General features: G+C 70.4%; 19 protein-coding genes and 1 pseudogene. 9 read left to right on the top strand and 11 right to left on the bottom strand.

What is annotated here, in order from left to right; translation table 11 throughout:
- The first annotated feature begins 65 nt into the window (after positions 1 to 65).
- The 7 genes from G6039_RS20155 (at position 66) to G6039_RS20185 (ending at position 6382) form a co-directional block, all read left to right on the top strand.
- Positions 66 to 785 (top strand): iron-containing redox enzyme family protein, encoded by a 720-nt coding sequence (locus G6039_RS20155; protein ID WP_006943160.1) that lies wholly within the window; start codon positions 66 to 68, stop codon positions 783 to 785.
- 83 nt (positions 786 to 868) lie between these two features.
- On the top strand, positions 869 to 1252 hold the full coding sequence (locus tag G6039_RS20160) for a Rieske (2Fe-2S) protein (RefSeq protein WP_006943159.1): 384 nt from the start codon (positions 869 to 871) through the stop codon (positions 1250 to 1252).
- A complete protein-coding gene (locus tag G6039_RS20165) occupies positions 1249 to 2472 on the top strand; it encodes an NAD(P)/FAD-dependent oxidoreductase (RefSeq protein WP_029547125.1) in 1224 nt (407 codons plus the stop codon). The genes G6039_RS20160 and G6039_RS20165 overlap by 4 nt, the downstream gene beginning before the upstream one ends.
- Position 2473: 1 nt before the next feature.
- Positions 2474 to 3928: an aldehyde dehydrogenase family protein gene (locus G6039_RS20170; RefSeq protein ID WP_029547124.1), complete on the top strand. Its 1455-nt coding sequence runs from the start codon at positions 2474 to 2476 to the stop codon at positions 3926 to 3928.
- A gap of 42 nt (positions 3929 to 3970) precedes the next feature.
- Positions 3971 to 4327 carry a Rieske (2Fe-2S) protein gene (locus G6039_RS20175; RefSeq protein ID WP_006943156.1) on the top strand — a complete coding sequence of 119 codons (357 nt, stop codon included), beginning with the start codon at positions 3971 to 3973 and terminating at the stop codon, positions 4325 to 4327.
- Positions 4324 to 5922 carry a gamma-glutamyltransferase family protein gene (locus tag G6039_RS20180; RefSeq protein ID WP_006943155.1) on the top strand — a complete coding sequence of 533 codons (1599 nt, stop codon included), beginning with the start codon at positions 4324 to 4326 and terminating at the stop codon, positions 5920 to 5922. Before G6039_RS20175 ends, G6039_RS20180 begins: the two co-directional genes overlap by 4 nt.
- Positions 5912 to 6382, top strand: a complete 471-nt coding sequence (locus G6039_RS20185; RefSeq protein WP_006943154.1) for a RidA family protein — start codon at positions 5912 to 5914, stop codon at positions 6380 to 6382. Before G6039_RS20180 ends, G6039_RS20185 begins: the two co-directional genes overlap by 11 nt.
- A 10-nt stretch (positions 6383 to 6392) precedes the next feature.
- On the opposite strand, the gene G6039_RS20190 is transcribed toward G6039_RS20185, so the two are convergent.
- The 8 genes from G6039_RS20190 to G6039_RS20225 form a co-directional block, all read right to left on the bottom strand.
- On the bottom strand, positions 6393 to 6530 hold the full coding sequence (locus G6039_RS20190; RefSeq protein ID WP_006943148.1) for a hypothetical protein: 138 nt from the start codon (positions 6528 to 6530) through the stop codon (positions 6393 to 6395).
- Positions 6531 to 6619: 89 nt separating this feature from the next.
- Positions 6620 to 7837 (bottom strand): M50 family metallopeptidase, encoded by a 1218-nt coding sequence (locus G6039_RS20195; protein WP_029547123.1) that lies wholly within the window; start codon positions 7835 to 7837, stop codon positions 6620 to 6622.
- A complete protein-coding gene (locus G6039_RS20200; RefSeq protein WP_006943145.1) occupies positions 7834 to 8520 on the bottom strand; it encodes a cutinase family protein in 687 nt (228 codons plus the stop codon). The genes G6039_RS20195 and G6039_RS20200 overlap by 4 nt, the downstream gene beginning before the upstream one ends.
- Before the next feature lie 118 nt (positions 8521 to 8638).
- A complete protein-coding gene (locus G6039_RS20205) occupies positions 8639 to 9511 on the bottom strand; it encodes a polysaccharide deacetylase family protein (protein WP_029547122.1) in 873 nt (290 codons plus the stop codon).
- Positions 9508 to 9999, bottom strand: a complete 492-nt coding sequence (locus tag G6039_RS20210) for a hypothetical protein (RefSeq protein WP_006943141.1) — start codon at positions 9997 to 9999, stop codon at positions 9508 to 9510. Before G6039_RS20210 ends, G6039_RS20205 begins: the two co-directional genes overlap by 4 nt.
- A gap of 5 nt (positions 10000 to 10004) precedes the next feature.
- A complete protein-coding gene (locus G6039_RS20215; RefSeq protein WP_029547121.1) occupies positions 10005 to 11951 on the bottom strand; it encodes a primary-amine oxidase in 1947 nt (648 codons plus the stop codon).
- Positions 11948 to 13429 carry an APC family permease gene (locus tag G6039_RS20220; protein WP_029547120.1) on the bottom strand — a complete coding sequence of 494 codons (1482 nt, stop codon included), beginning with the start codon at positions 13427 to 13429 and terminating at the stop codon, positions 11948 to 11950. Before G6039_RS20220 ends, G6039_RS20215 begins: the two co-directional genes overlap by 4 nt.
- Before the next feature lie 209 nt (positions 13430 to 13638).
- Positions 13639 to 15144, bottom strand: coding sequence for an aldehyde dehydrogenase family protein (locus G6039_RS20225; protein WP_006943134.1), 1506 nt, complete (start codon positions 15142 to 15144; stop codon positions 13639 to 13641).
- 446 nt (positions 15145 to 15590) lie between these two features.
- Between G6039_RS20225 and G6039_RS20230 the strand changes: the two genes are divergently transcribed.
- Both G6039_RS20230 and G6039_RS20235 read left to right on the top strand, forming a co-directional pair.
- Complete coding sequence (locus G6039_RS20230) at positions 15591 to 17012, top strand: APC family permease (protein ID WP_044476308.1); 1422 nt, start codon at positions 15591 to 15593, stop codon at positions 17010 to 17012.
- Entirely contained in the window at positions 17009 to 17764 is a 756-nt protein-coding gene (locus G6039_RS20235; protein ID WP_029547119.1) for an IclR family transcriptional regulator, read from the top strand. Before G6039_RS20230 ends, G6039_RS20235 begins: the two co-directional genes overlap by 4 nt.
- Positions 17765 to 17810: 46 nt before the next feature.
- Here the strand turns inward: G6039_RS20235 and G6039_RS20240 are convergent, their stop codons facing one another.
- The 3 genes and pseudogenes from G6039_RS20240 to G6039_RS20250 form a co-directional block, all read right to left on the bottom strand.
- A complete protein-coding gene (locus G6039_RS20240; RefSeq protein ID WP_043799314.1) occupies positions 17811 to 18524 on the bottom strand; it encodes a response regulator transcription factor in 714 nt (237 codons plus the stop codon).
- A 92-nt stretch (positions 18525 to 18616) separates the two neighbouring features.
- A complete protein-coding gene (locus G6039_RS20245; protein ID WP_029547117.1) occupies positions 18617 to 20032 on the bottom strand; it encodes an amidase in 1416 nt (471 codons plus the stop codon).
- Between the two features lie 98 nt (positions 20033 to 20130).
- Positions 20131 to 20429, bottom strand: a pseudogene (locus G6039_RS20250) (DNA polymerase III subunit gamma/tau); the annotation flags it as partial.

The following is a 20429-nucleotide window of genomic DNA, read 5'->3' on the forward strand; positions in this document are numbered from 1 at the left end:
TTCTCCGCAACGTCGCGGATCAACCCCAGCCCGACCGCACGACACAGCGTGAAAGGGAAACCACCATGACCGAACTGCTCGGACGCGACGAGTTCCGCGCCGCACTCGAGAACGCGATCAAGGGCCGCGAGGCCAAGGACGCCTCGTTCAGCAAGGCCTGGGCCGAGGGCAAGCTCGAGAAGCACCACTTCGCCCGGTGGGCCGAGAACCACTACCACTACGTGGGCCCGTTCGCGGACTACCTCGCGAACATCTACTCCAACACGCCCGACACGTTCACCGACGCCAAGGACTTCACCCTGCAGAACATGTACGAGGAGGAGCTGGCCGACATCCGGCACACCGACCTGCTCATCAAGTTCGCCGAGGCGTGCGGCACCACCCGCGAGCGCGTCGAGGATCCGAACAACATGAACGCCGTCACCCGCGGCCTGCAGGCGTGGTGCTACGCGGTCTCGCAGCGCGAGCACTTCGTGGTCGCCACCGCGGCCCTGGTCGTCGGTCTCGAGTCGCAGGTGCCGAGCATCTACAAGAAGCAGATCGTGCCGCTGCGCGAGGTGTACGGGTTCACCGAGGACGAGATCGAGTTCTTCGACCTGCACATCACCTCGGATGTCGTCCACGGCGAACGCGGGTACCAGATCGTGCTGGACTGCGCCGACACCCCGCAGTTGCAGCAGCGCTGCCTGCAGCTCGTGCGCTGGGGCGCGGAGATGCGTTTCTCGTACACCAAGGGCCTGTACGACACGTACGTCGCTCCCGACCTCGAGCTGGCTCCGGCCTGACCGACGTGACCGGACCGCGGGAGGGTCCACCGCTCGGCCCTCCCGCGCCGGTCCCGGCGGCCATCCCCGATCGAAGGAGAATCATGTCCACCGACGCCGCCTCGGCCCCGCCCGGGTCGACCCGCGACAGGGTCGCCGTCGCCACCGTCAAGGAGCTGACCCGCCGGCGCAAGCTGCGCGTCGAGGTCGACGGCGTCGGCATCGCGTTGTTCCACGCGAACGACCGGGTGTACGCGTTCGCCGACCTGTGCATCCACCAGGACCGCTCGCTCGCCAAGGGCACCCTGTTGCACGGGCGGGTCATCTGCCCCGGCCACCAGTGGCGGTTCGACCTCGAAACCGGCTACGAGGAGGACCAGGATCTCTGCCAGCCGACCTATCCCGTGACCGTCGAGGGCGACACCGTCTATCTCGATCCGGCCCCGCGCCGAGTCGTTCCCGGCTCGCAAGAGGAGAGTTCGTCATGACCGTACGCACCGTTGTCACCGTCGGCGCCGGCCAGGTCGCCGCGGTCGCCGCACGCACGTTGCGCCGCCGCGGATTCGACGGCCGCATCGTCCTGCTCGGCGACGAACCGCACGCGCCCTACCAGCGGCCGCCACTGTCGAAGGAGTTCCTCGCCGGCCGGGAACCCGTCGCCTCCCTTTCCCTGCTCACACCGAAGTGGCTGGCCGACAACGATATCGACATCCGGACCGGTGTCACGGTACGGCGCGTCGACACCGCTTCGCGCAGCCTGGAATTCGACGGTGGGTCCGTCGCCGCCGACGCGGTGATCCTCGCGACCGGGGGACGCCCGCGCACGATCCCCACCTCCGGGACGCGCCCCGATCTCGTGCACTACCTGCGGACGCTCGACGACGCCGTCGCCCTCGCCCCGCGGCTGACCCCCGGTGCGCGCCTGGTCGTCGTCGGCGGCGGATTCGTCGGCCTCGAGATCGCCGCAACGGCACGCGGTCTCGGTGTCGACGTGGTCGTCCTCGAATACGCCGACGCCCTGCTGGGTTCCGTCCTGGGCGCCACGGTCGGCGGGTTCTGCGCCGACCTGCACCGCCGCAACGGCGTCGATCTGCGCACCGGCGTCGGCGTGGACTCCGTCGCGACCTCCGAGGCCGGGGTGCGGGTCCGCACCACGACCGGCGACACGATCGAGGCCGACGTGGTCGTGGTCGGCATCGGCATCACGCCGAACGTCGACGTGGCCGCCGCGAGCGGACTCCACACCGACAACGGCATCGTCGTCGACGCCGTGGGCCGCACCGCCGTACCGGGAATCCACGCCGCCGGCGACGTCGCGAACCGCTTCTCCGACCGCGCCGGCCGCCGAGTCCGGGTGGAGCACTTCGACAATGCCAACCGGCAGGCCGCGGTCGTCGCGGACACGATCGTCGGTCGCACCTCGCTCGCCGACGACGCCCACTGGTTCTGGTCGGACCAGTACGACACGAACATCCAGTTCACCGGAACATCCTCCGGGACGACGGAACTCGTCGTGCGCGGCGACGCCCGCTCGGGGGAGTTCACCGTCTTCTATCTCGCCGGCGACGTGCTCACCGCGGCGTTCGCCATGGACCGCGGCGAGGACATCATGGCCGCCCGCGAACTCGTCGGCCGGACGGTCGGCGCGCACCAGCTCGCCGACGCGGACGTGGACCTGTGGGAACTGGGCGAACAGGTGGTGAGCTGAGGTGGCCGTGACAGGACTGAACTTCATCGACGGTGCGTGGGTGCCGGCCGTCTCCGGCGCCACCTTCGAACGACGCAACCCCGCCGATTCCACCGACCTGATCGGAACGTTCCCCGATTCCGACGCCACCGACGTGCGCATCGCCGTCGACGCACTCGACAAGGCGGCCCCCGAATGGGCCGCCACCCCACCGGAGCGCCGGGCCGCCGTCCTGGAGGCCGCCGCCCGGCACCTCGAGGAGCGACGGGAATCGCTCGTCGGGGAACTGGTCCGCGAGGAGGGCAAGACGCGCGCCGAGGCCACCGTCGAGGTGAGCCGCACCCCCATGAACCTGCGCTTCTACGCGGGCGAGGCGCTGCGCGCGACCGGCGCGACGTACCCGGCCGCCGGCCGCACCATGATCTACACCGTCCGCGAACCCATCGGCATCGTCGGGGCCATCACCCCCTGGAACTTTCCGCTGAACATCCCGTCCCGCAAGCTCGGGCCGGCGCTCGCCGCGGGAGATCCGGTGCTGTTCAAGCCGTCCGAGATCACCCCGCTCATGGGGCAGCGGCTGGTCGAGGCGCTGCTCGCCGGCGGACTGCCCCCGGCGGCGATCGCGCTGGTGCAGGGCGGCGGGCGGGCCGGGGCCGCGGTGGTCGCCGACGAACGCGTCGCGGCCGTCACCTTCACCGGATCGACGGAGGTGGGCCGGGCCATCCATCGTGGCGTCGGCCCGGACCGGCGGGTACAGCTCGAGATGGGCGGCAAGAACCCCGTCGTCGTCCTCGCCGACGCCGACCTCGACGCCGCGGCCGCGTTGATCGTCAAGGGCGCTTTCGGGCTCTCCGGACAGGCCTGCACCGGCACCAGCCGGGTCGTCGCGATCGACGACATCCACGACGCCCTGCTCGAGCGGGTCGTCGCCCGCGCCGAGGCCCTCACCGTCGGACCGGGCCTGCGGGCGGGGGCGTCGATGGGTCCGCTCGCCAGCCGCGGCCAGCTGGACAAGTTCCTCGAGTACGTCGCCGTCGGGCAGGACGAAGGGGCCCGTCTGGTGTGCGGCGGAACCCGCTGCGACGACAACGGTTTCGGAGACGGGTTCTTCGTGCGCCCGACGGTGTTCGCCGACACCGCGCCGGGCATGCGCATCCTGACCGAGGAGATCTTCGGTCCGGTGCTGGCGTTCCAGCGGGCGTCGTCGTTCGACGAGGCCGTCACGCTGGCCAACGACACGGCGTTCGGCCTGAGCGCGGCGATCGTCACGCGCGATCTCGACCGGGCCGGGCAGTTCGTCGCCCGTTCCCGCACCGGCCTGGTCAAGGTGAACCAGCCGACGAACGGCATGGCGATGAACGCTCCGTTCGGTGGGTACAAGGCGTCGAGCACCCAGACGTTCAAGGAACAGGCCGGGCCGACGCTGATGCAGTTCTACCAATCCGAGAAGACCGTCTACATCGACCCCGTCGCCTGACCGCCCGCGGTCGGAGCAGATCCCAATGCCTGGAGGATGACCATGGAGTTCAAGAGAGTGGCCCGTTCCGGGCAGGTGCCGGAGGGCATCGTCCGCCGCTTCTACGCCGGCGACTACGAGTTCGCGATCTCGCGGCTGGACGGGAAGGCCTACGCGACATCCAACTACTGCTCACACCTGGACTGCCTGCTCTCGTCCGGCAAGCTCGTGCAGGATGGAATCGGATGCTCTTGCCACGGAAGCGCTTTCGATCTCGCAACCGGTGAACCCATCTGCCCTCCCGCCACGGAGCCGATCAGGACCTATCCCGTCGAGGAGCGCGGCGGCGAGATCTTCGTCGGCATCGATCCCGCCGAGCCGCCGGAGGGCCCGCGCCGGCGCCGGCTCCGGCAGGCATGACAGCGCGGCGGGTCCGTCCGGCGACATTGTCGACCGGCGGCATGGTGTCCTCGAGCCACCCGCTGGCCGGCCAGGCCGGGGCGCGGGTGCTCGCCGACGGCGGCAACGCGGTCGACGCCGCGCTGGCGATGGCCGCGACCACGTGGCTGACCCTGCCCGGCCAGTGTGGCCTCGGCGGGGACGCATTCGCCGTGGTGCGGGAACCGGACGGCACAGTCTGGACGGTCGGGGGGAGCGGTTACGGCCCCGACGGCGGCACACCGGACTTCTACCGGGACCGCGGGCTGGCCGCGATCCCGCTGGACGGCGCCCTCGCGGTGGCCGTGCCGGGCGCTCCGGCCGCGCTCGCGGCGCTGCACCGGCGCGGCGCCACCCGCAGCCTTGCCGAGCTGTGGGAACCGGCCGCGCGCCTCGCCGAGCACGGGTTGCCCTGCTCGGCCAAGACCCGCGACGACGTGCGGTCGGCGCTGGACGCCGTCCGCAGCGATCCCGGGCTGGCCTCCGTGTACGTCGACGGCGGTCTCGTACCGCTCGTCGGTGACCGGCTGCCGCAACCCGACCTGGCGCGCACCATCCGTGAACTCGCGCACGACCCGGCGTCGTTCTACACCGGGTCGCTCGCCGAGCGGTGCGTCGCCGCGCTGCGCGACGCGGGCGCCCCGTTCTCGGGAGACGAATGGGTCGCAACCGGGACGGTGACGCCGGAGCAGGCGCTGTCCGGCCGGTACGCCGGCGCGGTGATCCATCAGACCCCACTGCCGACCCCCGGGTGGATGGTGTTGCACCAGGCGGCGCTGTGCGACGGCGTCGTCGGGTCCTCCCCGCTCCTGAGCGCGGCGGCGATCGACCGCATGGCCCGGGCCGCGCGGACGGCGTTCGAGGACCGGCTGCGCTGGTGCGGCGCCGACAACGACGGTGCCGCGCGCATCCTCGATCCCGGCCACATCCGCGCCGGCCGCGACCGGCTGTCGGCGACCGCGCCCGCCGGAGCGTTCACGGTGGCCGGCGGAGACACCACCTCGCTGGTGACGGTCGACCGGGACGGACGCGCGGTGAGCTTCATCCATTCGCTGGCGTTCACCTTCGGGGCCAAGTTCACCGTGCCCGGCACGGGGATCGTCCTGAACAACCGGCTGGGGCGGGGCGCGTATCTGATCGACGGGCATCCGAACGAGGTGCGGCCCCGCCGCAAGCCGCTGCACACCCTCAATGCCTGGATCGTCACGGACGCGGCGGGAGCGCTGCTCCACGTCGGCAACACCCCCGGCGGGGACGGGCAGGTGCAATGGAACATGCAGCTGCTCTCGCACCTCCTCGACCACGGGCTCGATCCGCAGGAGGCGGTGTCGGCGCCCCGGTTCACGGTGTTCCCCGGCTCCGACGCGAACGTGCTCGGGAACCCCGCCGAGCTGCGCATCGAGGCCGACGTCCCGCCCGAGGTCCGCACCGCCCTGTCCGAGATGGGGCACGACGTGCGCACCCTCGAACCGCTCGGCGCCGAGGGCAGCGCCCAGATCATCTCTCTCGATCCCCGCGGCGTGCTCAGCGGCGGCAGCGATCCCCGTCAGGAAGGAGTGGCTCTCGGTGTCGAATGAACAGGCGATCGGCCGGGCAGCGATCGGCGCGCAGCCGCCGCGGCCGCGCGGCCGCTACGTACCCGCGGTGCTGTCCGGCTCGACCGTCCACACGGCGGGGATGACCCCGCGCCGTGACGGCCGGCTGACCGTCACCGGCCGCGTCGGCGGCGAAGTGGACCCGGCCGTCGCCCGGGAGGCGGCGGGCCTCGCGGCCGGCAACGCCCTGGCCGCGGTCCGTTCGGTGCTGCCGCCGGGTGCGATGTTCCGGTGCGTCGAGATGGTGGTGTACATCGCGTGTGCCGACGGCTTCACCGAGCTCTCGGCGGTCGCCGACGGCGCATCGGAGGTCGTCGAACGCGCGCTGGGCCCGGCGTCACTGCCCGCCCGCAGCGCGATCGGGGTCTATCTGCTTCCCGGCAACGCGCCGGTCGAGGTGGCCGTCACCGCGCACGTCGCGGACGGACCCGGCGCGCACTGACGACCGCGGATCAGACCAGGGCCGGCCCGATCACGGCCAGCGCGACGAGCGCGATCAGCGCGGACAGGCCCGCTATGGTCGCGCCTCCGACCGGCGACTCGACGTCTCCGAACAACGGTTCGTCCTCGTCCCAACACCACCGCGGCATCACTCCATGGAAGCGGTTCGCCCCCGCATGCGCAACGGGGCGAGACCGATTCGGTCGAATTGCGGGAAGTTCCACGAAGTTTGCCGGGATCAGGCCGGACGAACCGGGGCGACGATGTCCGCCGCGAGGGTGAGCAGCATGAAGGCCCCGCCGACGACGACGAACGCGTACGTCACCGGCAGCAGCTTCACGAAGTCGACCGGCGCTCCGCCGGGCCGGCCCAGCCGGGCGCGCACCCGGTTCCGCAGACCCTCGTAGATCGCCACGGTCATGTGCCCGCCGTCGAGAGGCAGCAGCGGCAGCAGATTGAACAGGCCGACGAAGAGGTTCAGGCTCACCAGCAGCAGTACGAACGACTCCCAGGCGCCCCGCTCGACGGCCCGGCCCCCGAGCGATCCGGCCCCCACCACGCTGATCGGGGTGTCCGCGTCGCGTTCGCCGCCGGTCACCGACCGCCACAGCGACGCCGCCTTCGTCGGCATGTCCACCACCGTGCGCGCCGTGAGCGCGGCGAGGTCGCCGGTGAATGCGAGGGCGGCGGGCACCGCGGTCACCACGTCGTACCGCACGGGACCGGCGGGCGGGCGCGCGGATACTCCGATCGCACCGACGGCCGTCGAGCGCTCGTCCCCCGTCCGAGGGTCGACCACCCATCGCTGCACCTGCTCGGTCGCGACGGGCAGCACCAGCCGGCGGCCGTGCCGTTCGATCGTCAGTTCGACGACTCCTGCGCTGTCCCAGATCTTTTCGACCAGGTCGCCGAACCGGGTGACGCCCTCGCCGTCGACGGCGAGGATCGCGTCGCCGGGGAGTATCCCCGCGGCCCCGGCCGGTCCCGGGCCGTCGCACGCGGCGAGGCCGTATCCCGGGCCGGGCCGCTGCGACGACGGGACGCATCCGACGGACTCGACGACCACCTTCGGATGCAGCTCCGGCAGCCCCCACCCGACGGCGAGCACGAAGACGAGGACCCCGGCGAGCAGGAAGTTCATGCCGATGCCGCCGGACATCACGACCAGCCGCTTCCAGGTCTTCTGCCGATACAGGGCGCGGTCGTACTCGTCGGGGGTCAGTTCGTCGAGCGCGGTCGTGCCGGCGATCTCGCAGAACCCGCCCACCGGGATCAGTCCCAGCCCGTAGTCGGTCTCACCGCGCCGGACGGAGAAGAGCATCGGGCCACGCCCGAGGGAGAAGCGACGCACCTTCATCCCGAGACGCCGCGCCGCCCACAGGTGGCCCGCCTCGTGCAGGGCGACGGACACCGCGACCCCCAGCGCGAAGAGCACGACGCCCAGCGCGAACGTCACGGGTGATACGTCGCGTGCTCGCGGATGTACCCGGTGACGTTGCCCTCCGGGTCGCAGATCATGTCGCCCTCGAGGCACTCGGTGGTGACCGGGATGTGCCGCAACTCGCCCGCCGGCTGGGGCAGCGTGATGCCGGGGACGAGCGGGCCGGCGTACTGCGCGGGCCGGCCCTGCGCCGGGTCGGCGATCAGGTGCACCCGCACCCGGTCCTGCAGGTCGGTGCCGTCGTCGTGCACGGGCGCCGCCGCGTCGATCTCCATCGCGACCCTGCGCACGACGATCGCTCCCTGCGAGTAGCCGTACAGCTCGTAGCGCGTGCGCGGCCCGCAGGCGGCCTCGGTCCGGCCGATCTCCGCCCAGAGATTCTGCACGCCGATCTGCACCGACTGGTCCATGAACGTGTCCCAGCCGAACACCCCGGCGACCATGCCCGCCGGATACCGCACGTGCCGCACCGCGAAGTCGGGGCTGTTGCGGTACTGATCCGTGTAGGAGTTGAGCGGGCTCTCGGGATCGATCGAATCCGGCGTTTCGGGGCCCTTCGTGCCGTCGACGGCGAGCACCACGGTCGGCGCACAGTACGAGGCCGGGGACGGGTCGGCATGGGCGATCGAGACGGCACCGAGCATCGAGCCGATGGTCAGCGCGCCGACGATCGCGACCCGGACAGCGGAAAGGATCATCGAAACCGTCCTTCAGCCATGGGATCCACCCCAACGATTCCCGACCGCGTTCATAAGTAAGCACAGTGATCGTGAAGTCCGCAAATCGAACACGCGGATGCGGTGCAACTCGGGGGGCCTAGCGGACGACATCGGCCAGATCCACGAAACCGTAACCCCGCGTCCGCAGACCGTCGATGATCGCCGGCAGCGCATCGGCGTCCAGGGTCGTGCCGTCGTCGGGGTTCGCGCCCACGTGCATCAGAACGATCTGGCCGGGCGCGGCCGCGGCGAGGACCCGCTCGGTCACCGCCGCGGCGTCGAGACCACCGCTCGTGCCTTTCCAGCCGAGCGAATCCACGGTCCAGCGCACGGGCACGTAGCCGGCACCGTTGACGACGCGGATGTCGGCGTCGGTGCGAGCACCGAAGGGAAACCGGAACAACGGCACGGCCGGGCGACCCGTCAGTGCCGTGATGGCGTTCTCGGCCGCCGCGAGGTCGGCCCTGATCTGCTCGTCGGTCAGATCCGGATAGGAGGGGTGGGTGTTGCTGTGGTTTCCCACCGCGTGCCCGGCGGCGGCGACGGCGCGGACCCGGTCCGGATACGTCCGCGCGAAATCACCGGTGACGAAGAACGTCGCCGGGACGGCGTAGCGGGCGAGCGTGGCGAGGATGCGGGAGACCGCGGTGTCGGAGGCTCCACCGTCCAAGGTCAACGCCACCACCTTCTCCTCGGTGGGAATCCGTTCGAGGTCGATGCCGCGCAGGGCGGCAGGTACACCGGCCGGAGGCACCGGCGTCGGCTCCGGACCGGACGGCGGAACGGGGACGGTCGCGGAGGGCCCCGGCGCCGGGGACGGGGGCCCGGGCGGCGTGGTCGCCGGTTCCGACGTCGGACTGCTCGTCGCGGTGGCTTCGGGCGGCTCGTCGGGCGGGCCGGAACCACAGGCCGTCACGACCAGGATCGACGCCGCGACGACGAGCGATCCGCGCCGGAACCGGATGTTCATGTGGACAGTGTGCCGCTCCACCTCGGCCGCGCCGCTGCGGTCGCCGGGTCCATCCCCCGCCGGGTGCGGTGGAACACGACGCTCACGGCAAGGAGGACCTCCGCGGCCGCGACCGCCAGCGCGGCCGCCATGAGAGGGGGAATCGAGGCGCCCGCCGCTGCACCGGCGACCGGAGGCACAGCGTGCCCGTGGTGGCCGCCCGCGGCCCGGTCCGGGCTCATGGTGGTCAGGTGCACCATGATCATCGCGACGTTCATGACGGTGACCAGGATCCAGTCCCGCTGGTCTCCGCGCATCCACAGGTGACGGGCGCAGTAGAGGCATCCGGCGACCATGACGAGGGTCAGGGCCGCCGACCCGGGCGACGGGGTGTGCTCCGCGAGCGAGCCGGCGTGCAGGACGGCCGCCGACACGGCGAGGGCGGCGGCCGCCCGGCCGCACCACGTGGTGGTGGTGCGGCGGGCGGCTTCCGGAACCGTGGTGGACATGCCCGTCAGTCCGTGCAGCAGTGCTTCGACGTGCCGGCCGGAACGTCGAGGGCCGGGTTCCGGTCGAAGAACCCGACCGGCTTCAGCGTGAACCCGGCGTAGTCGACGGGCATCACGGGCCAGTCCTCCGGGCGCGGGAAGTGGGTGAGCCCGAAGGTGTGCCACAGCACCAGGTCCTCGCCCTCGATGTTCCGGTTGCCGGCGACGAATGTCGGCAGTCCCGCCTGTCCCGGATGCTGGTTGACGAAGTCACCGGCCGGATAACGCTGCGCCGGGTCGTACCGCGTGACCCACAGGTGCTTGGTGGCGAACGCGGCGCGGGCGGCGATGGAACTCGACGGATCCGCCAGCAGCACGGGCTGACCTTCCGGGTGCAGTGCGTATCCGACGTTCCGCCCGAGCCGGTTCTGCTTGGTCGGGTTGGTGATGTGCCAGACCCTCGCCTTGGTGTTGTCGGCCAGCCTCTGCCCGTCGGCCTCCGTGGTGAGGGTGGTCTTGCGGCAGCGGAACGCGTTACCCCACGGGTTGTCCGGTCCCATCGGTTCGGGCACGGCGTCGACCTCCTCGACCGTGTTGACGTTGCCGTCGACCGCCATGTCCAGGCGGGCGGAGAAGAGGTGCTGGTGGAACGGCGCACCGAGCCCGGGCGCCATCTCGGTGGCGAACCCGTCCTCGCCGCGGTAGGCGGAGGTGAAGACGATGCCGGTGGCCTTGGCTTCGAGTTCGATGGTGCCGTCCAGGTAGAGGTACCAGTAGAAGCCGTAGTCGTAGTTGCCGATGGTGAGGAAGAAGGAGATCACGAGCCGGCGCGACCGGCGGGTCTCGGTCATGCCGTTGAACATGTCCGTGTGCTTCCAGAGGACGCCGTAGTCCTCCTCGTGGAGGCAGATCGCGTTCTTCATCACCCGCGGGTCGCCCTTCTCGTCGGCGATGGTGACGTCGAAGTACCGGATCTCGCCGAGGCAGTCGCACCCGAGTTCCAGCGAGTTGGTGTAGCGGCCGAACAGGTATTCGCCCTGGTCGAAGTAGTTCTGCCAGTACCGCACCGGCGACGGGTCGGCGTAGGGCACGACCATCTCGGCGATGGATGCGCGGTAGATCACCGGCCGCTGCACGCCGTCGTCGGAGAACGACAACTGGTGCAGGGTCAGGCCCTCGCGTACGTCGAACCCGAACCGGAACGTCCAGTCCGCCCAGGTGATCCGATTGCCCTCGACCGAGAAGCTGGGCCCCTCGGGTTGGGTGATCTCGATCGGCTTGAGGTCGGTGCGGGCCGGCCTCGCATGCGGAGCGGCGTCCCATTCGCCGCGTTCGGCCGGCACGGGAAGGGTGATCTCGTCGACGACCTTCACCACGCGCTGCTCGGTGAGGTCGACGTAGGCGACCACCCCGTCGATCGGATGTGCCCAGGGCAGGTCGGCCTCGTCCTCCTGGTGGAACGCGAGCACGCGGACGATCCGGTGCCCCACCTCGTCCTCGTGCCCGAACACACCGGCCGACAGCGGAACCGCGCGCACCTTCTCCGGATCGATGCCGCGCGCAGCCATCGCCGCAATCCAGTCGAAGCTGGACAGGAGGAACGATTCGATGTCCTCGAACTCCTCGTCGAGGATCGGGACATGCCCTTCGGTGGCGGCGTCGACGGCGACGGTGCTGAGGATACTGCGTTCGGTGACGGACACGACGTGATCGGAGCCCGCCCCGGTCGCACGGTCGAGGAGAAGGACGCGGGCACGGCGCTCGATGTGCTCCCCCGGCCTGAACGCCAGGACCGTCGACTTGTGCGGTTCCTCGAGCCCGACGTAGACGAACCGGACGTGCTCGGTTACCAGCCCCGCCGCCGATACCGTTTCCTTGACGGCGGTGATCTCGTCGGCGGTCAGAGGGGTGAGGGGGTGGTCCGGTGCGGGCGTCGATGCCGCTTCGGTGAACTTCGTGGTGGCAGTGCTCATCGGGCGATCTCCTTGTCGATCTCGGTTTCGGTCGTGGCGGCGGGCGCGACGCCGCCGGAATGGTGGTGATGTCGTGCAGCGTCGGGGCGGAGAACGGCCACGGCCGTTCCGCCCGCGAACGCCCCGGCGAGAAGCACGCCGACGACGGCGGCGAGGGTGCCGGATCCGCCCACGAGCAGCGGCAGGTTCGCGATCGTCATCGCGAGCAGAGCGCTCAGCCCCGCGAGACCCAGCACCGGTGCGATCAGCGTGGGCCACGGCCGGGTGTCGGCCCGGGATCGCCGGAAGAAGACGAGGACGGCGATCGACGTCAGCGCCATCAGGGCGAGCACGCCGACGGACGCGACACCGGCGAACCAGGCGAAGACCTCGGTGACGGGATCGAGTCCGCCGACGGCCGAGGCCACGACGAGAACCAGGGCCGAGACCGTCTGCACGACCGAGGCCACGTAGGGCGAGGCATGGCGTACGTGCGAGCGGCCGCATCGCGCCGGCAGTGCCGCGCTGTTGCCGAGCGAGAAGATGTAGCGCGCGAGCACGTTGTGGAAGGACAGCAGTGCCGCGAAGAGACTGGTGACGAGGAGCACCTGCACGACATCCCCCGCCGCCGCTCCCACGTAGCGGGTCGCGGTCTCGATGATCATGCCCTCCGGGTTCTCGGTGGCCAGGACGACGGCGCCCTCGTCGCCCCACGCGCTGACCAGCGCCCAGCTCGACAGCGCATAGAAGCCACCGATGACCACCAGGGCGAGATAGGTGGCCCGCGGAATGGTCCGGGCCGGATCGCGCACCTCGTCGCGGAAGACCGCGGTCGCCTCGAAGCCGATGTAGCCGGCGACAGCGAAGATCAGGGCGATTCCCGGTGCGCCCGAGAAGAACTCGGAGGGGCGTAGCGCGGCGGTGGAAAGACCCTCCGCTCCGCCGCGGGCGATCACCGCTGCATCGATCACCAGTACGATGCCGACCTCGCAGAGCAGCAGGACCCCGAGGACCTTTCCGGACAGGTCGATGTGGCGGTAGCCGAGAATCGCGACCGCCGCCAGAACGATCAGAGCCCAGAGATACCAGGGCAACTCGGGACCGCCGTGCGAGGTCACGAAGTCGCCGAGGGCCGCGCCGAGGTATCCGTAGACGGCACCCTGCACCGCGGTGTAGGACAGCAGCGCCAGGAACGCGGAACCCAGTCCGACGTGCCGGCCGAGTCCGTGGGTGACGAAGGTGTAGAACGCCCCCGCCCCGGGCACGTGCTTCGCCATCGCGGTGAAGCCGACGGCGAAGAAGAGCAGGACCACCGTGCAGACGATGTACGAAGCGGGGTACGCGGCCCCGTTTCCGGCGGAGATACCGAGTGGGACCGTGCCGGCGATCACGGTCAGCGGGGCCGCGGCCGCGACCACCATGAAGACGACGGCGCCGGGGCCGAGGCTGCCGGACAACCGGTGGGTGGGGGGTTCGTGTGCGCGAGCGTTGAGGGTCATCGGTGCTTCGACTTTCGGGAGAGGGAGTGCGCCGGCGATGTCGGTGCCGACCGCCGGAAGAAGCGTGCGCCCGGACGTTGTCGGTGCGGTCACCGCGGCGTCACGGTTCGTCGACGGCAAACGAGAAGGGCGGGGGGCCGGGTTCTCGTTCGGCCCGGCAGGGGTACGGACGGCGGTGCCCACACAGTGCCGGGCACCGCCCCGACCGGTCACAGTGCGATGTTGACCGACTTGGTCTGGGTGTACTCCGCCAGGGCCCCTTCACCGAGTTCCCGCCCCCAGCCCGACTGCTTGTATCCCCCGAAGGGCAGTGCGGTGTCGAACGCGTTGTGGCAGTTGATCCAGACCGTACCCGCCTTGATCTCGGCGGCGACCTCGTGGGCCCGGGAGACGTCCCGCGTCCAGACGCTCGCCGCGAGCCCGTAGGGGGTGTCGTTGGCGGCGGCACGAACTCCCTCCTCCCGGTTGAAGGGCACCGCGACGGCGACCGGGCCGAAGATCTCCTCCCGGTACACACCGAAGTCGCTGCGCACGTCGACGAGGAGCGTCGGCTCGACGTAGAAGCCACTGTCGCCGTGGCGCTTTCCTCCGGTCAGGGCACGAGCCCCGTCCTCGAGGCCGGCGCGGAGGTAACCGGTCACCTTGCCGAGTTGCTCCTCGGAGATCAGCGGGCCGATATCGCTGGCGGGATCGAGTCCTGGACCGATCTTCTGCGACCGGGCGAATTCCGCTACGCCCTGGGTGAATTCGTCGAAGATGCGATCCTCCACCAGCAACCGCGTCCCGGCGGTGCACGCCTGACCGTGGTTGAACAGGAATCCGCCGGCGACACCGGGGATCGCGGCCTCGAGGTCGGCGTCCGCGAAGACGACCTGGGGGCTCTTGCCGCCGAGTTCGAGCGAGACCTTCTTCAGGTTCCCGGCGGCGGCGCCCACGATCTTCTTGCCGACCTCGGTCGAGCCGGTGAAGGCGACCTTGTCGACGTCGTGATGGGCCGACAGGGCCGCACCCGCGTCCCCGAAGCCCGTGACCACGTTGACGACGCCGTCGGGCACCCCGGCCTCGGCGGCGACCTCGGCGAGCAGCAGGGCGGTGAGCGGGGTCTGCTCCGCAGGCTTGAGCACCAGCGTGTTCGCGCACGCCAGCGCAGGGGCGAGCTTGAAGGCGGCCATCACCAGCGGAAAGTTCCACGGCACGATCTGGGCGCACACCCCCACCGGCTCGCGGCTGGTGAACGCGTGGAAACGTGCGCCCGGAGCCCACGGAACCGACACCGGGACGGTGCGGCCCTCGATCTTGGTCGCCCAACCGGCGTAGTAGAAGAAGATCTCGGCCGCCCAGGTGACGTCGACCGCCTTCGCGACGACCACCGACTTGCCGTTGTCCAGGGACTCGAGCTGGGCGAACTGGTCCGCCCGGGCCAGGATGCCCTCGCCGATCCGCCACAGGATGCGCTGGCGCTCGGCCGGGGTCAGGCGCCGCCACGGCCCCTCCTCGAACGCCCGGCGGGCAGCGGCGACGGCCCGGTCGACGTCCTCGGCGCCGCCGTGCGGCACCGTGGTCAGCACCTGCCCGGTGGCGGGGTCGACCGTGTCGAACCGCCGGCCCGAGGCCGACTCGACCCACCGGCCGCCGATCAGCATCTGCTTCGGCGACGAGAGGAAGTCGACCACCTCCGGAAGCAGGCCGGTGGCGGATTGCGCAACTGCAGTCATGATGTCTCCGACTCGTGAGAGATAGCGAAAAAGACTCGGGTACAGTCGTTTCGACGCAGAACCGCCGGTTTCCGTCGCTGTGACCCGAACCCACGATAACCACACGATGTGGCGGGAGTCACCCCCGATTCCGGATGGAAATTGCGCGGTGTCCGATTCTCATTCGACTGCGGCCCAGACCGTTTCCCGATTCTCGTTCGACTTCTCGACCGCAGCCCAGGTGACGGCCGCACGAGCACCGCCGGCCCCGCCCGATCGGGCGCCGGACGGCCCCTCGTTCTCATTCGAGTGACCGAAAATTGATGTGCGATCGGTGCAGCGCACTGCGTGCCTGCGCTACCGTGCACCCCACGGGATCGTCCGGCGGCAGACGCTCGACGTCCCCTGGCGAGTGTGGAAGCAGGTGCAAGGTGTCCGGTACACCACAGATCCGAAGTAGTTCGCCGGTGGCCGGCCTCGAGCGCGGACGCCTCACGTTCTTCGAGGTGCTCGCACAGTCCGTCTCGGCCGTCGCCCCGTCCGCGGTGATGGTCACCCTGCCGGCTCTCGTCATCCCCGAAGCCGGGCGGGCGGCGATCCCGGTGTTCGTCGCGGCGGCCGTCCTGATGGCTGCCGTCGGATACTGCATCGGGCAGTTCGCCACCCGCATGGTCGCGGTCAGCGGCTTGTACAGCTACACGGTGAAGGGTCTCGGCCCCCGCCTCGGCTTCGCCGGGGGATGGTCGCTGCTGATCGGCTACGCGGCCGCCGCCATGGCCAGCACGGTGGGGGCAGCGAGCTATCTGGCGTCGCTGCTCGAACGGATCGGGTTGCCGGCCGGAGCGGCGACGAGTGCAGTGCTCGTCGGTGTCGTCGGCGCCGTCGCGCTGCTGCTGATGGTCCGCGGCGTCCAGCTCTCCGCCCGCATCATGCTGGGCGTCGAGGCGTTCGCCATCGTCGCCGCATCGGTCGTCCTGGTGATCGCGTTCGCCGTGTCCGTCCGGGACGGCGACCCGCCCTCGGCGCCGACCGGAACCGGTTCGGAATCCGCGATCGGCTTCGCGCTCCTGCTGGCGATCACCTCGTTCGTCGGCTTCGAGAGCGCCGGAACGGTGGCACGTGAAGCCCACAGCCCGCTGATCAGCGTGCCCCGCGCGATCAGGTGGACGCCGGTCGTGCTCGCGGCGCTCTACGTGTTCGCCGCGACGATGCAGCTGCCGGAGTCCGCCAGGGAAGGAGTCGGTTCGCTCCGGATCGTGCTCACCCTCCCGGACACCGCCGGGAGCGGCTCGGCGGTGCTGTCGGTCCTGATGGAACTCGGAATCACCGCGTCGTGGTTCGCGTGCGTCATGGGCTCCACCACCGCGCTGTCGCGCACCCTGTTCGCGATGGGCCGCGAGGGCGTCGCCCCGGCGGTCGTCGGCCGTGCCCACGCCCGGTTCCACACGCCGCACGTCGCCCTGGCCGTCGCGATGCCTGTCGTCGTTGTCGTGCCCGTCGTCTTTCTGGCGGCGACCGGCTCGAACCGCGACGTCCTGATCGGGCTGCTGGCCCTCTCGGCGCACGGGTACGTCCTCGCCTACATCCTCCTCTGCGTCGCTACGCCCGCGTTCCTGCGCCGGATCGGCGAGCTGACCCGTCTGCCGCTGGTCATCGGCGCGCTCACCGCCACGTGCCTGGTGGCGCTGATCGTGTGGGCGGCTGCGTCGGGGATCTACGTGGCGGGCGCAATGACCGCCGTGTACGCGGTCCTGATGCTCCTCGGAGGCGCGCTGCTCGCGGTCCGGGTGCGGCGCGCCCCGGACGTCGCGGACCGGATAGGCGTCTACGACGAGACCGTCGCCGCCGATCTGCTCGGCCGGCACCGCCCCTGGCAGGTGCGGCGGTGAGCCCCGTGGACGGAACCCTGTCGGGGCGGCAGCCGAAAGCGGTGATCAGCGCCCTGCGTGTCCTCGAGGAAGTCGCCCGGGCCGGGGCCGGGGTCACCGCCAAGGACATCGCCGCACACCTCTCCCTGCCGCCGGCGACCACCTATCGGCTCCTGAACCTGCTCGCCGGAGAAGGCTACGTCGTCCGGCTACCCGATCTGTCCGGCTTCGCACTCGGGCGCAAGATCGGCATACTGGTCGACGCGGCCGTCGTCCCCACCGTCTGCACAGCCGCACGTAACCTTCTCACCGAACTTCGGCTGACCGTCCGCTTCGGCGTCCACCTGTTCTACTACACCGACACGGCGCTCCGCCTTGCCGACGCCGACCCCGAATATCCACCCCGCGCCGACGAGGCCCTCCTCAATCGGCACCTCCAGGCGAGCGCCGTCGGCAAGCTGCTGCTCGCCGAGAAGATCGACCTCGACACCGTCCTCCCCCGGTGGGAACCCCATGCCCTCACCGGCCGCACGATCGTCGTGCGCAGCGACCTGCTCCGTCACCTCGGGGAGATCCGCGACCGGGGCTTCGCCACCCAGCTCGGCGAACTGCGCGACGACTCCGCGTGCCTCGCCGTTCCCGTCCGCTCCGCCACCGGCACCCTCGTCGCGGGCCTGGTCCTGTCCGGCAGCATCGACCACCAGCACCTGCTGCTGCGCCACCTCGACTCACTCCGAGAGCACGCGCAGCAACTCGTGCCCCTGCTCACCTGAACGGGACGTCCATATCGGGATCCCGCCGCCGGCCCGGAGCGGGCTGCTACGTGGGCTGCGCCCACGGATCCCGATTCGACACCAGACCGAGCCGGACCGCGCGCACCACCGCACCGACCCGGTTGGGGGCCTTCAATTTGCGCAGCAGATGCTCCACATGAGTGTTGACCGTGCTGCGCGACAGCTGCATTCGCTGCGCGATCTCGCGGTTGGACAGGCCGGCGATCACCAGTTCGAGAACTTCGTGTTCTCGTGGGGTGAGGGCCACCTCTTCCTGCTGCGTGAGCGTGTCCACCGACCAGGCGGCGTACTCCCGCGCATCGCTCAGCGTCGTCTTGACCCCGTGGGGAACCGAATCGCGCGCCACACTGACGTGCAGAGCCCCCACCGCCACGCCGGTGGGGGACGTCAGAACGACGGAGGTGCCTTCGGAGAATCCGGCAGGGACGAACACTTCGCGCACCGAGTAGGTCTGACGATACGACGGGATGTCCCGCCAGGTCAGTATCGCGGAGGGCTCGGCCCGAACCGCCTGCATGCCCGGATCCTTGTCGACGAAATCGGTGACGAGGTAGTCCAGGGTCCGGTCGTCGTAGCCACGGCTGGCCACCACCGCGTGCCGACCGCCCGCCACGCGTGTCACGGCAGCCGCCGCGCAGTCGAGCTGATCGGTCATGTGCCGGGTGAGTCCGGCCATGCGGTCGACGGCGTTCTCTCCCAGCAACACCGAGACCAGTCCACTGAACACGGGTACGACCATTGCTCGACGATAGTCGAACCCAGTGTCCAGTGGAGCCGAATCCTGTTACCGGGCAGATATTTTCCCTCTCGTGTGCCCGTTTCCCCGCCCGGTCACAGTTCGGGGATGCGGTCCGCCCAGGGGCGAGCGCGTTCGAAGTTCGCCGCTGCGCGCAGTACCGCAGCGTCGGCGTGGAGCCGTCCCGCGATCTGCAGTCCGACCGGACGTCCGTCCGACGTGAATCCGGCAGGGACGGTGACGGCCGGGGTCGTCAGCATGTTGTACGGATAGGTCATCAGCCAGCCGAGCAGCTGGGTGCGCAGAGACGCGCCCGCCAGCCGGCCGGGAGCGAACTGTCCCAGCGGATGGGCCGCTTCACACAGCGTGGGCGAGACCAGCAGGTCGTAGTCCTGCATGAACGACGAGAACGTATCCCACATCCGGCCACGGAACAGGTCCGCCCGCCCGACATCGACACCTGTGAGACGCTCTCCTTCACGCATCAATTCGACGAGATTGTCGTCGACCTGGCCCTGCCACTCGTCCCAGTCGATCATGTCGTGTTCGGCCGCGAAACCGGGAACCCAGATGCCGTGCCACATCGCTTCTTCCGGGTCTCCCCAGCCGGGCGTCGCCTCCTCGACCCGGGCACCGAGGTCCTCGAACGCCCGAACGGCCTGCGCGCAGATCGCCGCCACCTCCGGATCGACCTCTGCGAAGCCGAGATCCGGTGACCACGCGATGCGCCACCCGGCGATGTCCTTCTTCGTCTCGGCGACGTAGTCGGTGTCCGAGGCCGGCAGACTGAGCGGATCGGATTCGTCGGGTCCGGCGACGACACCGAGCATGAGGGCATTGTCTTCGACCGTGCGGGTGATCGGACCGTGGTAGGCCCAATGGTAGAAGCGACCACCCAGAATGGTCTGCGGCACCCGCCCGGTCGAGGGCTTGAGCCCGACCGCGCCACAGAGCGACGCAGGAATGCGCACCGACCCCGCCCCGTCGCTGCCTTCGGCCAGCGGGCCGAGACCGGCCGCGACGGCGGCGGCGGCTCCGCCGCTGGAACCTCCCGCGCTGTATCCGCGCTTCCACGGATTGTGGGTAGGACCGAACAGGTGGTTGTCCGTGCCGCCGTAGTACCCGCTCTCCGGTGTGTTGGTCTTGCCCAGGTAGAGACCGCCTGCGGCCTTCAGCCGCCGAACGATCACCGCGTCGTGCTCGGCGATGTTGTCCTTCATCGGCACCATGCCGAACGTCAGGGGCCGGCCCGCCACGGCCGTCAGATCCTTGATCGTGAACGGCACTCCGTGCAGAGGTCCGACGGACTCGCCGCCGACCAGTTTCGCATCCAGTGCGCGCGCGTCCGCCAGGACCTGTTCGCGATCGAAGTCGACGATCGCGTTGATCGCCGGGTTGACATTGTCCACGCGCCGCACGAAGTGCGCCGCGACTTCGCTCGCGCTGATCTGTCCTCGGCGAACGTCGGTCGCGAGTTCGGCTGCACTGAGCCAGGAAAGGGTATCGGTCATGGTTGTCTCCGTGAATCGCGGGGTTCCGGTTGAGGTGGCTCGACCATAGGAACCCGGCGATCACGCCGACAATCGGTCAACTTACCGATCTTTCGTGCTCACTCGCTGATCTTCTTCGCGCCCAGGATGTCCTGCAGCAACTCGATCGCCACGTCCTCCGGTTCGCGCCGCGTCGACGGGTCGCCCGGGGTGGCGGCCTCGGCGAACATCTCTTCCTCGTCCTCGGGGGTGACGTCGGCGGGGCTGATCCGCGGCGGCTCGTAGTCCGGCTCGGGACCGGGGTCGTCCGGGTAGTCCGGCGCCTCGGGCGGCGGGATGTCGTCGACCTCGGGACGCGACGGAACCGGGGGCGCGCCGGGGGACGTCACGCGCGGTTGCGGGGCGGGCTGGGCCTGCC

Source organism: Rhodococcus aetherivorans (assembly GCF_011058165.1).
GTDB lineage: Bacteria > Actinomycetota > Actinomycetes > Mycobacteriales > Mycobacteriaceae > Rhodococcus > Rhodococcus aetherivorans.

What these genes read in the sequence shown, in the direction of transcription:
- G6039_RS20155 (WP_006943160.1), top strand. Translation starts at nt 66, where the DNA reads ATGACCGAACTGCTCGGACGCGACGAGTTCCGCGCCGCACTCGAGAAC.
- G6039_RS20160 (WP_006943159.1), top strand. Translation starts at nt 869, where the DNA reads ATGTCCACCGACGCCGCCTCGGCCCCGCCCGGGTCGACCCGCGACAGG.
- G6039_RS20165 (WP_029547125.1), top strand. Translation starts at nt 1,249, where the DNA reads ATGACCGTACGCACCGTTGTCACCGTCGGCGCCGGCCAGGTCGCCGCG.
- G6039_RS20175 (WP_006943156.1), top strand. Translation starts at nt 3,971, where the DNA reads ATGGAGTTCAAGAGAGTGGCCCGTTCCGGGCAGGTGCCGGAGGGCATC.
- G6039_RS20180 (WP_006943155.1), top strand. Translation starts at nt 4,324, where the DNA reads ATGACAGCGCGGCGGGTCCGTCCGGCGACATTGTCGACCGGCGGCATG.
- G6039_RS20190 (WP_006943148.1), bottom strand. Translation starts at nt 6,530, where the DNA reads ATGCCGCGGTGGTGTTGGGACGAGGACGAACCGTTGTTCGGAGACGTC.
- G6039_RS20200 (WP_006943145.1), bottom strand. Translation starts at nt 8,520, where the DNA reads ATGATCCTTTCCGCTGTCCGGGTCGCGATCGTCGGCGCGCTGACCATC.
- G6039_RS20205 (WP_029547122.1), bottom strand. Translation starts at nt 9,511, where the DNA reads ATGAACATCCGGTTCCGGCGCGGATCGCTCGTCGTCGCGGCGTCGATC.
- G6039_RS20210 (WP_006943141.1), bottom strand. Translation starts at nt 9,999, where the DNA reads ATGTCCACCACGGTTCCGGAAGCCGCCCGCCGCACCACCACCACGTGG.
- G6039_RS20215 (WP_029547121.1), bottom strand. Translation starts at nt 11,951, where the DNA reads ATGAGCACTGCCACCACGAAGTTCACCGAAGCGGCATCGACGCCCGCA.
- G6039_RS20220 (WP_029547120.1), bottom strand. Translation starts at nt 13,429, where the DNA reads ATGACCCTCAACGCTCGCGCACACGAACCCCCCACCCACCGGTTGTCC.
- G6039_RS20225 (WP_006943134.1), bottom strand. Translation starts at nt 15,144, where the DNA reads ATGACTGCAGTTGCGCAATCCGCCACCGGCCTGCTTCCGGAGGTGGTC.
- G6039_RS20240 (WP_043799314.1), bottom strand. Translation starts at nt 18,524, where the DNA reads ATGGTCGTACCCGTGTTCAGTGGACTGGTCTCGGTGTTGCTGGGAGAG.
- G6039_RS20245 (WP_029547117.1), bottom strand. Translation starts at nt 20,032, where the DNA reads ATGACCGATACCCTTTCCTGGCTCAGTGCAGCCGAACTCGCGACCGAC.